We start from the raw sequence: 12976 nt of genomic DNA, 5'->3' as shown, positions 1-12976 counted from the left end.
AGACGGAAAGCCTTGGGTTTTTATTTTTCTTATTAATCTCTCAAAAGTTTCTGTTCTCTTGCCAGAAGCGTATTTTTAAGCAACATGGCAATAGTCATTGGACCAACTCCACCGGGAACAGGCGTAATAAAAGATGCCTTTTTGCTTACAAATTCAAAATCCACATCTCCGGTAATTCGGTATCCTTTTTCACTATCATCGTTAACACGTGTAATTCCCACATCAATTACCACAGCATCATCCTTCACCATTTCTGCTTTCAGGTAGTTTGGCACTCCCAAAGCGGTAATGATAATATCTGCCTGAGTAGTGATTTGGGCAATATTTTTAGTGTAGCTATGGGTTAAAGTAACCGTGGAATTTCCGGGAAAACCTTTGCGTCCCATCAAAATACTCATTGGTCTGCCAACGATATGGCTTCTTCCAATAACTACGGTGTGTTTCCCTTTCGTTTCTACACCATATCTTTCCAACAATTCCAAAATTCCAAATGGCGTAGCAGGAATAAAAGTACTCATATCCAAAGCCATTTTCCCGAAGTTTTCCGGGTGAAATCCGTCAACATCTTTTTTAGGGTCAATCGCCATCAATACTTTTTGCGTATCAATCTGGTCTGGCAAAGGCAATTGTACAATGAAGCCATCGATATTGTCATCTTCATTCAATTGCTGGATTTTTTTTAGAAGTTCTGTTTCAGAAGTAGTACTTGGCATTTTCACCAGGGTCGATTCAAAACCTACTCTTTCGCAGGCTTTTACTTTACTTCCCACATAAGTAAGACTGGCACCGTCATTACCCACAATTACGGCAGCAAGATGGGGCACTTTTTCGCCCTTTTCTTTCATTTTCTGCACTTCGGCAGTAATTTCATTCTTGATGTCATCCGAAACTTTTTTTCCGTCTAGTAGTTGCATTCTCTTTTAGTTAGTGTTGTTTATAAAAATTTTTAGGGCTTAAAATTTCAGCCCGAAACTTTAAGCCCTAATGTATGTTTTAGTTATCTCATTCCTTTCATTCCCCCCATCATTCTCATGAGGTTTTTGCCGCCACCGCCTTGCATCATTTTCATCATTTTGCTCATCTGGTCAAACTGTTTCATCAACTGGTTGACTTGCTGGATATCCGTTCCGGAACCTTTTGCTATACGGTTTTTTCTTTTCAGGTCGATAATTGCCGGTTTGCTTCTTTCGCCCGGTGTCATGGAATGAATGATCGCTTCAATATGTTTGAAGGCATCGTCTTCAATTTCCACATCTTTCAATGCTTTACCGGCACCCGGAATCATTCCAACAAGGTCTTTCATGTTACCCATTTTTTTGACCTGTTGTATCTGAGTCAGGAAATCATCAAAACCAAATTCGTTTTTGGCAATTTTCTTTTGCAGTTTTCTTGCTTCTTCTTCATCAAACTGTTCCTGAGCTCTTTCTACCAAAGACACAACATCTCCCATTCCCAGGATTCTCTCTGCCATACGGTTAGGATAGAAAACATCAATAGCATCCATCTTTTCACCCGTACCAATAAACTTGATTGGCTTGTTGACAACAGATTTGATAGAAATTGCAGCTCCACCACGCGTATCACCGTCCAGTTTCGTCAGGATAACCCCGTCAAAATTCAACCTGTCATTAAATGCTTTTGCTGTATTCACTGCATCCTGTCCGGTCATCGAATCCACAACAAACAGAGTTTCCTGTGGTTGGATTGCCTTATGAACGTTAGCAATCTCGGTCATCATTTCTTCATCAACCGCCAAACGACCAGCTGTATCGACAATAACTACATTAAAGCCATTTGATTTCGCATGTTTGATAGCATTTTGTGCAATTTCAACAGGATTTTTATTTTCCGGCTCAGAATATACTTCTACACCAATCTGCTCACCTACTACGTGCAACTGGTTTATCGCCGCAGGACGGTAAATATCACAGGCAACCAATAGCGGTTTTTTATTCTTTTTCGTTTTAAGATAATTCGCCAGTTTTCCGGAGAAAGTTGTTTTTCCGGAACCTTGAAGTCCTGACATTAAAATCACCGTTGGATTGCCTGAAAGATTAACTCCCGCTGCATCGCCTCCCATCAATTCAGTCAATTCATCCTTAACCAACTTTACTAAAAGTTGTCCCGGCTGCAAGGTTGTCAAAACGTCCTGACCGATTGCTTTTTCTTTTACTTTGGTTGTAAATTCTTTTGCAATCTTAAAGTTGACATCGGCATCAAGCAAAGCACGGCGCACTTCTTTAAGAGTGTCTGCCACGTTAACTTCCGTGATTTTTCCATGCCCTTTTAATATATGGAACGCTTTATCTAACTTATCGCTTAAATTATCAAACATAATGATTTTCTTTATTGAAGGTGCAAAGATAAGAGAAAGACGGTAAGTATCAAAGAGACAGCAAAGCAATCGTAAATAAAAAAACCAGACATTGCTGTCTGGTTTCCCTTCTTAACTAAACTACTAATTATCTAAACAATTATTATTATCGCCTTCTAATTGGAAAAGCGTTGTGACCTGTTGTGGCGTCAATGCTTTTCTGTAAACTCTCAAATCATCCACAAAACCTTGAAAATCTTTTCCTATATAATAATCAAAAGCCTGTGTATTCAGGAACAGGTCTGAACCTTGCCCGGAATTTCTTAAAACACCGTCTCTGTATATTTTTACATTACTTATATTTCCTGCGGCTGCATGTTCCAATGTTATCACTATATGGTGCCAGCTTGTAGTATCCGTTGGCAGGTTTGGGTCCCTATTCCATTCATTATCCCAAAGACTGTAATTATTACCATAATACAACGGAGTATTCAAATCGTATACTGCCAGTCCAAATCGTGGCTGAAGATGATTCGAACTGCCATCTGATTTTTCAAATATTCGTTCCAAATCGCCCATCACGGTATTTTGCATCTTAATCCATACACTTATCGTTAATGGATTTTCAACCTGTATATTACGGGCTGATGTGACATTTAGCCTAAGGAAGTTGTTACGGGTAAATGAAATAGCGCTATTCGCATTGCCACTTCTGTCTGTTACAAATGTTGTGGCAGCAGCAGGAACAGCATAATCTCCACTAATCAAATCACGAACCTCATTAGCAAAAGGCATATAAATTATCAGGTCATTGGTTAATATATTCGGATTCGGGCATTGGTTATTGACACAGTCCTGAATAGCACCAGTCATTTCTATATTGTTTCGGATGGTAACCTGATTGCCTTCCCTGTTTGTTATGGTAATTGGATAATCAACTGCATAAAATTCAGTAGCATTCAAATTGAATAACAGTAGAAAAAACTCCATATCATTATGAATGGTATAAGTATGTGCCAATTGGTAATTGCTATTGTACCCAAAAACACGTATTGGGTAATGAATGGAAACACATGAAATATTCCTCTGTTCCGGTTCAGGCTCCTGGCATGCGTCTTTTAATGCATTGAATTGTGTCTGATTTTGAACCACTACTTCGCTATAATCCGGATAAACAATTGTAATCGGGAATACAAAATCCACATAATCCTGGTCCGTATCTGTCACTTCAAAAATATCGTTTACCAAATGGTAATCATTTTCTGTATTGATAGTAACCGACTGGCTGTTCACAATCAAATTGACCGGCAATTTTACGCTAAAACAGCTTGTACTGTCAATGACATTATCATCTGCCGTTGCATTCATCGACACTCTTTTCATCAGACCTGTCAATGGTGCTGTCTTACTTAAAGTCTCTTCATTCTGGCGTGTTTCGTTCTCTTCATCCTGACAGGAAATGGCAAAAACGGCAATACAGCTCAACACTAAAATCGATTGTAAAACTTTTTTCATATTCATAATTATTTGGTTTATGGTTTTGCTATAAAACAAGCAATACCAAAAATACCCTACCCGGGCAAACCACTTTTTTTAATTAAAGCCTATATTTGGAAAACTTAAAAAAATAATGAGATATAAAGGTAGGGTTTTTATCATCTTAACTGTTATACGTCAGGAACTGTCTTTAACTGTATGGAAGAAATAAAAAAAATTGGGAGCATCTGCGAAGAAATTGTCTTTTCGGATTTCTTTCGTTCCCATGCAAAAACCTTACGGAATTATCTGTTGTATAAGTTTGGCAATGAAGAACAGGCTAATGATATGTGCCAGGAGGCTTTTGTAAAACTTTGGGAAAACTGCGCCAACGTGCCTGTAGGCAAAGCAAGATCATTTCTGTATACGGTTGCCAATAATGCAACCTTAAACCAGATTGCACATCAAAAGGTAGTCTTGAATTATGTAAAAAAAGAAAGTTCTTCACAGCATACTAACGAAAGTCCCGAATTTATTTTAGAAGAAGAACAGTTCAAAAAGAAATTAGAACGTGCCATCCAAAACCTAAGTGAAAGCCAAAGAACGGCTTTTCTTTTGAATAGGATTGATGGCAAAAAATACAGTGAAATTGCAATTCTGCTCGACATTAGTGTCAAGGCTGTGGAAAAAAGAATACATGGAGCCCTGGTTTCTTTGCGACAGGAAATTGAAAATATAAAGTAGGGTTTTCCCGCAGTTGTCTGTTTTTTAATAAAAAAAGCAATGGAAAATAATGTTGATTTAGCAAAGTGGCTGGCCGGAGAAATGACAGGAAGTGAATTGGAGGCTTTTGAAAAATCGCCTGAATTTGCTATCTATCAAAAAATTAAAAACTATTCGGGTAGTATGGAAGCTCCTGCTTTTGATACTGAAAAATCGTATCAAAACGTTATAAAACAAGTAAAAAAGGAACCGGTACGAAAGCAAAACTACTGGTTTATAAAACTAGTCGCTGCTACTCTTGTAATCAGCCTGGGAACAGTGTTCTATTCAAAAAACAAGACCACTACCCAATATGCAGAAGCCGGGCAGAAAACAACTTTTTCTCTTCCTGACCAATCAGAAATCGTACTGAATTCTGATTCAAAAATCCAATATAAAAAATGGAAATGGAAAACCAACAGAAGTTTGAAGCTTGAAGGTGAAGCTTTTTTTAAAGTTGCCAAAGGCGAAACGTTTGACGTGAATACCAGCCTTGGAAAAGTAACGGTTGTAGGCACACAATTCAATGTCAAATCCCGAAACCGGAATTTTGAAGTGGAATGTTATGAAGGAAAAGTAAAAGTTGCCTTTGGAAATAAGAACTTTCTGTTAGAAAAAGGAAGCAGCATTACGGTACGAAATGGAAACATAACCGCTACAGTGCCGCTGAATACAGAAAAACCAAGCTGGCTTTTGAACGAAATAAAATTCAGCCAAAACAACTTAAAAGAAGTCATGGACGAAATTCAACGCCAGTACGGTATTGAAATTGAATATCCTCAAATTAATTCGGGTCAGTATTTTACCGGGACAGTTCCGGCAGACAATATTGATACGGCCATGAAAATTATAGGCAAGGTGTATCATTTGAATTATATAAAAGCATCTGACAAAAAGATTATTTTGAAGAAAGAATGAGGAAAATAATCTCGCGATTATTGTTGTTTTTGGTGTTATTTTTCGCGGGCCAATCCATCCGGGCTCAGGAAAAAGGCATTGCCATGCCCTTAAAAGAAATTCTTACCGGTTTATCCAAACAGTATAAAATCCAGTTTAATTTTCTTGAAGAAGAAGTAAAATATATTTCGGTCATACCGCCTTCACCAGAATTGAGCTTGTCTGAAAAACTGCACTATTTAAGCAACCGGACGGCATTGACTTTTGAAAACATAAACAATCGCTATATTGTTATTACTTCACAAAAGCAGTCAATTACTATAATTGACTCTGTTAAAGGTGTTCCTATTCCCCTTGAAGAAACGGTTATTGAAAAATACCTGACCAAAGGCATTGCCAAAACCGCAGAAGGAAATCTGGTCATAAAACCTAAAAAATTCGGGATACTTCCAGGGCTGACGGAAGCAGATGTATTGCAGACCATGCAACAGGTTCCGGGAATTTACAGCGCTGACGAAACGGTTTCCAACATCAATGTGAGGAGTGGCACCCACGACCAGAACCTGTTTTTATGGAATGGAATCCGGATGTTCCAGACCGGACATTTTTTTGGATTGATTTCTGCCTTTAATCCGTCACTTCCACAAAAAATAACCATTTCAAAGAATGGCACTTCTGCCTTTTATGGAGAAAGTGTTTCCAGCACTATTGCTATATCTTCTTTTCCTGAACCTATTGAAAATACGGCTTCCAGCATCAGCACCAACCTCATTGCGGCACAGTTCAATTCTAATATAAAAATTTCCGACAATTCCAGCTTTCAAATTTCCGGCAGGCGTTCCTTTACGGATTGGGTCAATTCTCCAACCTATCAGAACTTTTACAATCGCGTTTTCCAAAATACTATCGTAACCAATATTGAAAACAATGAAATCTCTGATTATCACACAGACGAGAAATTTTACTTTTATGATTTTACCGCCCAATACCAGCAAAAAATAGGCTCCAAGTCTGAAGCCACGGCCGCATTTATAGGAATCAACAATTCACTGGACCTTAACCAGAACATGATTTCCGAAGGAATCCAAAAATCCCGGAACAGTGATTTGAGTCAGCAAAATTTTGGAGGTATGTTAGCACTAAAAACAGTCTGGAATGATAATATTTCCAGTAAAATTAGCGGCTATCTTTCCTATTACAATCTCAATTCAAAGAATGAAGCCGTAGAAAATAACCAAACGCTGGTTCAGCAAAATACGGTTATCGATATGGGATTCCGATTGGAAAACAGACACATCCTGAATCCAAACATGGTTTTAAATACAGGCTACCAATACAACGAAACCGGAATCAGGAATTTCGAAAACATTGATAATCCCGGATTTTCCAAAAGTATTAAAGAAGTCTTACGTTCCCATTCTTTAATTTCTGAAGCCGAAATGCATTATCTCGACGGACATCTTTTTATAAAGCCGGGCTTCCGATTTAATTATATTGAAGAATTAGAAAAATATATTTTTGAACCGCGCCTGCAATTCAATTACAGACTCACACAGGAAATAAGCATAGAAGTTCTGGGCGAACTGAAAAGTCAGACCGCCTCTCAGGTTATTGACCAGCAGCAAGACTTTCTTGGTATTGAAAAAAAACGTTGGGTTTTGGCTGACGACCGTTCTATCCCGATACAAAAAAGCAGGCAGGCTTCTGTCGGGTTTACCTACAACACATCAGATTGGTTGATTTCTTTAGATAATTTCTACAAAAAAGTGACCGGAATTACAACACCAAGCCAGGCATTCCAGAATCAATTGGAATTTACAAAACTCAATGGCGATTATACGGTATGGGGTTCCGAATTTCTGATACAGAAAAACTTTGACCGATTTTATTCCTGGATTAGCTATAACCTGAGCAGCAGTGAATACAATTTCGGGACACTCCTACCTTCTCAATTCAGCAACAATTTCCAGATAATCCACAATATCAATTGGGCAGTGATTTATGATTGGAACAATCTTAAAGTAGCTTTAGGTACTAAATGGCATTCCGGAAGACCGGAAACCACTCCGGCAACAAATCTCCTGGATTTGAGTAATCCGGCAAAACCTGAAATCTATTATAACTTCCCGAACAATAAAAACTTAAGCGATTATTTTCAGGTAAATTTTTCTGCAGCCTATTGCTGGAAGTGGAATTCAAAAAACCAACTGGAATTGGGCATATCAGCCCTTAACCTATTGAACAAAAAAAATACGATTAGCCGTTATTATAGAGTGAATGATAATAATGCTATAGAAAGCGTCAATACCTATTCATTGGAAAGAACACCTAATATTGCTTTGAAATTTAATTTTTAAAGTCAAAAAAAGCCGGTCTTTTCAGACCGGCTTTTTGTTATTCTACATTTTTTTCAAAAGTCAGGTAATCCGTTCCACTACCACCGCCACTCACGTCAACAAGCCTGATTTTTGTTGGGGTTGTTTCCAGAATATCCCAATCATCGCTTAAATCTGCAAAAGTAGCCGGTGCAGTAAAGGAAATATTAAAGTCGATGTCATTTGCTGAATCATCGTCACGTGTTACACTCCATACACCCTGATAATTATTGGTACCATTGTTAGCTATGAGAATATCACCAGCTCCAAAAGTAAAATTATAGTTTGTAAAATTATCGGTTTTAATAGTCCCGCTATCTATATAACTGGTAATTCTCCAGCTACCTGAACGGGCAATATTGGTAACCTGTTGAATTGTTGCATTTGTCGACGATGAATTACTGTCATCATCCGAGCTACAGGCTGTTGTAAAAAACAGTGCCATAGCAAATACTCCAAAAATTAGTTTCTTTTTCATAGTTGGTCGCTTTTATCGTTAAAATAATATTCTATTAACAATAATAACGAATTTATCCGTTTATTTATTACAAATAAATCTTAAAATAATATAAAAAAATACTAAAACTGGAAATAGATAAAAGGCTGCGGGCCTGCTGTTGCAGTAGCATAGACTATCCAATAGACGAAGCCTAATATCAAGGCTTTACCAACCAGCGGAGTTTTGTCAAAAGCCAGCTTCATGTTTCTGGTAATGCCTTCCGGAAGGAAATGCCAGACATAACCTATCAGCATCAAAAGAAATACATTTTTATAGCCCTGAATGATAATCTGCCATTGTTTTGGGTCAAAAGTAAGCTGCCCAATATTATTGATTACCTGTAAGGCCGTGTCAAAGTCTTTCGCTCTGAAAAACAGCCAACAGAAAACCACAAAATGAAACGTTAGCAAAACAGAGAAAAATCTCCAGATATAGCTGAAAGCATTCTTTTCACCATCTTTTTTGGATGGGAAGAATTCCAAAAAGATTTTGTGTACTGCCAAAGCAATTCCGTGCAAGGCGCCCCAAATAATAAAACGCAAACTGGCCCCGTGCCACAATCCTCCAAGAAGCATGGTCGTTAGCAGGTTGACATTGGTAAACATAGTTCTTTCCCTGTCTTTTGAAAGGATAAAGGTAAGGCTGAAAAGCACCAGGGATGAAACGGCAATAATCAGCGGAATGTGACTAACTGTAGAATAGCTGATACCCCAAACTATCAATCCGAAGAAAAACAGTGCCGGAAAAAGGAATCCTGCAAAAGAACCATTACGGTTTCCACCAATCGATATGTATAGAAAATCTTTTAGCCAGGTAGAAAGCGAAATATGCCATCTTCTCCAGAATTCAGTTATAGAAGCTGATTTATACGGAGTCCTGAAGTTGGTTGGTAATTTAAATCCAAGTAACAATGCTACTCCAATCGCCATATCTGAATATCCGGAAAAATCACAGTAAATCTGAATCGCATAGCCATAGGAAGCCATCAGGTTTTCAAACGCCGTATAGCTGGTTGGTGCGTCAAAAACACGGTCGACAAAATTGACGGAGATATAATCCGAAATGACCGTTTTTTTAATAAGCCCTCCAATCAAAAGAAATAAGGCCGCATTGACATCTTCTTTGGTAAGATTCAGTTTTTGGTAAATCTGCGGTAAGAAATCTTTGGCTCGTACAATTGGACCCGCGACCAATTGCGGGAAAAACGACACAAAGAACAGGTATTCAACATAATTATTGGTAGGAACAATTTCCTTTCTGTAAATCTCAATAATATAACTTATCGATTGGAAAGTATAGAATGAAATACCAACAGGCAACAGTATGTCATGGAATGCGAAATGGCCATTAAACATATCATTATAAGTGCCTATCAGGAAATTGGTATATTTAAAATAACCTAAAAGTCCTAAGTTCAGGATGACGCTGAGCCAGATATAGAATTTACGCCAGCCTTCCCTGTTCTCCCGATAAATGACGCCGCTGAGATTATAATCGACAACGGAGGACAGAATCAGCAAAAGAAAATAAATCCCGCTTGACTTGTAATAAAAGAAAAGCGAAAACAGAATGACATATACCAATCTTAAATAAAAGGTCTTACGCAGAAAGGCATAAACCAGATAAAAAATCAGGAACATTCCTAAAAACAATCCTGTATTAAAAAGCAAAGGCTCTTTCGGATTGTATATAAACCAGCCTTTCACCTGCTCTAAAGTGATTGCTCCAAAGGTTTGAATAAACCAGTCATTTATGCTGTTGATCGTCATTAATTCTCTGTACCTGATTTAAAATTATTGTATGCTTTTAGAAATGCTTCCGACAAAAGATTTCCTTGTTTTTCATAACCTGCTTTGGAATAGTGAACTCTGTCTCCCGACATGAGTCCTCTTGCCGCATTACGCTCCACTCCATACAAGCCCCCAAACTGGGAATACAAATCCCAAACGGCAAAGCCTTTTTCTTCTGCCGATTTCAGTATATTTTCTGAATAATCGGCTGCAAATGTATTTGGAAATTTCCTTTTAAACAAGGAAGGCGGTGGTGTCGACACCAATACGGAAGCGTTTATATTTTGAGCCTTTAAATTCTCCAGAAACAGGTTGAGCTGTACCATATATTCTGAAGAAACGGTCTTGTCGAAAGTTTCATTTGTTCCTAAGGAAAGGACAATCATGTCCGGCTGCAATGCTTTCAGTTGTTCGAAAAACAGCGGATATTTGTTATAATCTGAGAATTTTGCTCCGTTAACTCCAATACTGCTATAAATAACACCCGGATTATTATTTTCCAACACCAGTCCGTTCAATGCAAATTCTGAAGCCTGAGGTTCAGGAATAAGATAAATCCTGCTTAAAGGAGTGTCACTTGTATAATAATGCGTTAACTGATCGGACTGTATATCCAAAGGAATAAATTCCGACCTTGAAATGGATTTTTGCTGCATTTCATTGGTAGGAATCCTGAGCGTCTTTCCGGCGCGGATATTATTCGACTTTAGATTATTTGCTTTTTTTAATTGGGCAACCGAAATACCATATTTTTCAGCAATAATAGAAACAGCTTCCCCTTTTTTAATCTTATGCGTAATCTTTTTAGGAATGCTCGATTCCATTACGATTGTTTTTGATGCCGTAGCAACATCAAACATATCTTTATTTTTAGGAGTAATTATCTTAATCGTATTGAAACCGTAGGAACTGTCCTTTACATTGATTTCAATGGCAAAATCCTTTGCCTTTGTCCAAAGTCCGATTCCGCTCAGACCAACAGGATGTCCTATTGCGGGATAAATATTCCGATAGCTTTCCCATGTTCTGTTTGATGAAAATCTTTCGTTATAAGACCCGTTTGTTTTGGCCAGACTGTACGGAAAAATAAATCCTCTCCCGCCGTTTCCAAATTCGCCCTGCAGTTTTTTCCGGATAACATTCGTCATCAAATCGGCCTGTATATGGGAATCACCGATATGAACAATATTGATTTTTCCTGTTTTTTGCTGCTGATTAAGGATTAGCTTTTCAAAAAATGGCTTCAATGCCTTGGTATTGTGAAAATGATTGTCGGGAATAATGATAGTTTCTGTCGTATCAATTGCTGCAACAGTATCGATTTCTACAAATATAGAATCTGTTACCTGCGCACGCATACCAACCACAGCCAATAAAAACCACAGGCTTAAAAATAATTTTAGCTTATGCATTGACGCTGTCCTTTTTAATTCCTGTTGAATCCGGAGATTTTTTTGCAGCCGGCTTTCTCTTTTGTCTTAAAGCCTTGTACTTTTCATATCCCTGATTCAGCTGTTCGTACAACAATCCTGCAATCTTTTTAGCTCCCCTGTGATTGAAGTGGGTATAATCCTTATTGGCCTTTACCGGTTCTTCTTCTACCCATTTTACCATAGAACCGTCACCACCCATTAAGGTATACAGGTTCACAAATCCGGATTGGGTTTTCAAAGCATATCTCTTTTGGGCAACAGTCAACGGAACCACAGCTGAATCGGTTTTCATTTCCAGGTCGTATTTTGTTCCTTTATCTGCTGTCGAAACAATCAGTATGGCAACTCCCGGAAAGCATTCTTTCAGGTGGTTCACGGTTTTGGTCATGCTTCTGTCATACCAGGTATAATCTTTCGTTCCGTAGTTCAATACGTTTGTTCCGTAGTGCAATACAATCAGGTCATAACCCAACTTGTTGTTAAATGCCTGCATTACCACCGGATTAAATGTTGAAATAGGCAATCCGGAATTACCTCTCTGCGAGAAGTTATCGACATGCACACCTTTTCCATCATCAAAATTGAAACCGAAGATTGGAATAGAATCGGCCTTTATAAAATCGGCCTTAAATCCTTTTATGCTGTTGGAAGAAACCTTTAGGGTATTCACCAGATTATTTGGCGTCAGGCTTTTTACAATGGTATCTTTTCCAATAATTACGTTGACTTTTCCGTTAAGATTAGACGACTTGCCATAGAAAAGCGTTGGATTGTCAAGCATGGTTGCAAATCTTGTCGTATTAGCCTTGAAGCGTACCCATTCAATATGAGCGGTGTCGTTGGCAAAAAACACATGACCGTTCACTCCAAACGGACTTCTCGGTTTTTTGACATTCAAATAGGACTGGGTTTTCCAGTTTCCTGAATATTGGTGCGTGATGGAACCTCTTGAAGCTGCCGATTCAGAAGTTATGGAAACAAAACCAACGCCCTGTCCTCCAAATTTTGCCTGATAGTCGGCTCTCAAATCCTGAACAATCATATCGCCATCTGTCATGGAATCACCAAAATAGGCAATCCTTACATTTTCAGACTCCGGATTTGTTTCCAGCTGATAAAGCTTTTCATAAAAAGAAATCAGGTATTGGTAACCTTTATATTCTTCAAATTTTTCTGCAGGAAAAGTAACTCCAAAGGTCGGGTCAAAGACAATCTTTTTATTCACCAATGTATCCTTTGTTGTTGCCTTGACATCTTTTGCCACCGCATCCAGAAGCATACTGTCAATCAGGACGTTCTTTGAATCAGGAGCACTTTCAGAAAAAATTTTCTTAGGCAGAAACTGTTTAAACCCAATAAATGCGACAGTTGCCAGAAGCACAATTGCAAATGATTGAAAGAAATAAGATTTCGTTTTCACTTAATTGATT

Annotated in this window: 10 protein-coding genes; 3 read left to right on the top strand and 7 right to left on the bottom strand. The window is 38.1% G+C overall.

Annotated elements, in window-relative coordinates; translation table 11 throughout:
* Positions 1–32: 32 nt before the first annotated feature.
* The 3 genes from ASG38_RS09190 to ASG38_RS09180 all read right to left on the bottom strand — a co-directional run bounded on the left by ASG38_RS09190 (position 33) and on the right by ASG38_RS09180 (position 3829).
* Positions 33–914: a bifunctional 5,10-methylenetetrahydrofolate dehydrogenase/5,10-methenyltetrahydrofolate cyclohydrolase gene (locus ASG38_RS09190; RefSeq protein WP_056069561.1), complete on the bottom strand. Its 882-nt coding sequence runs from the start codon at positions 912–914 to the stop codon at positions 33–35.
* An 83-nt stretch (positions 915–997) separates the two neighbouring features.
* Entirely contained in the window at positions 998–2335 is a 1338-nt protein-coding gene (gene ffh / locus ASG38_RS09185; RefSeq protein WP_056069559.1) for a signal recognition particle protein, read from the bottom strand.
* Between the two features lie 123 nt (positions 2336–2458).
* Positions 2459–3829 carry a LamG domain-containing protein gene (locus ASG38_RS09180; protein ID WP_162239685.1) on the bottom strand — a complete coding sequence of 457 codons (1371 nt, stop codon included), beginning with the start codon at positions 3827–3829 and terminating at the stop codon, positions 2459–2461.
* Between the two features lie 180 nt (positions 3830–4009).
* Here ASG38_RS09180 and ASG38_RS09175 point away from each other — a divergent pair, with 180 nt between their 5' ends.
* The 3 genes from ASG38_RS09175 to ASG38_RS09165 are packed head-to-tail and all read left to right on the top strand — an operon-like array spanning position 4010 to position 7806.
* Positions 4010–4534, top strand: a complete 525-nt coding sequence (locus ASG38_RS09175) for an RNA polymerase sigma factor (RefSeq protein ID WP_056069553.1) — start codon at positions 4010–4012, stop codon at positions 4532–4534.
* A 39-nt stretch (positions 4535–4573) separates the two neighbouring features.
* The gene (locus tag ASG38_RS09170) at positions 4574–5470 is read left to right on the top strand and encodes a FecR family protein (RefSeq protein ID WP_056069550.1); all 897 of its coding nucleotides are present in this window, start codon (positions 4574–4576) and stop codon (positions 5468–5470) included.
* A complete protein-coding gene (locus tag ASG38_RS09165; protein WP_056069547.1) occupies positions 5467–7806 on the top strand; it encodes a TonB-dependent siderophore receptor in 2340 nt (779 codons plus the stop codon). The genes ASG38_RS09170 and ASG38_RS09165 overlap by 4 nt, the downstream gene beginning before the upstream one ends.
* 37 nt (positions 7807–7843) lie before the next feature.
* Here the strand turns inward: ASG38_RS09165 and ASG38_RS09160 are convergent, their stop codons facing one another.
* The 4 genes from ASG38_RS09160 to ASG38_RS09145 form a co-directional block, all read right to left on the bottom strand.
* On the bottom strand, positions 7844–8302 hold the full coding sequence (locus tag ASG38_RS09160) for a hypothetical protein (protein WP_056069545.1): 459 nt from the start codon (positions 8300–8302) through the stop codon (positions 7844–7846).
* Positions 8303–8403: 101 nt separating this feature from the next.
* A complete protein-coding gene (locus ASG38_RS09155; RefSeq protein WP_056069542.1) occupies positions 8404–10092 on the bottom strand; it encodes an MBOAT family protein in 1689 nt (562 codons plus the stop codon).
* Complete coding sequence (locus ASG38_RS09150) at positions 10092–11525, bottom strand: LysM peptidoglycan-binding domain-containing protein (protein WP_056069540.1); 1434 nt, start codon at positions 11523–11525, stop codon at positions 10092–10094. The genes ASG38_RS09155 and ASG38_RS09150 overlap by 1 nt, the downstream gene beginning before the upstream one ends.
* A complete protein-coding gene (locus ASG38_RS09145; RefSeq protein WP_157486132.1) occupies positions 11518–12966 on the bottom strand; it encodes an SGNH/GDSL hydrolase family protein in 1449 nt (482 codons plus the stop codon). The genes ASG38_RS09150 and ASG38_RS09145 overlap by 8 nt, the downstream gene beginning before the upstream one ends.
* Positions 12967–12976 lie beyond the last annotated feature (10 nt).

This window comes from Flavobacterium sp. Leaf359, assembly GCF_001423985.1.
In the GTDB taxonomy this organism is placed as follows: domain Bacteria; phylum Bacteroidota; class Bacteroidia; order Flavobacteriales; family Flavobacteriaceae; genus Flavobacterium; species Flavobacterium lindanitolerans.
This window is presented reverse-complemented; position numbering and strand designations above follow the sequence as displayed.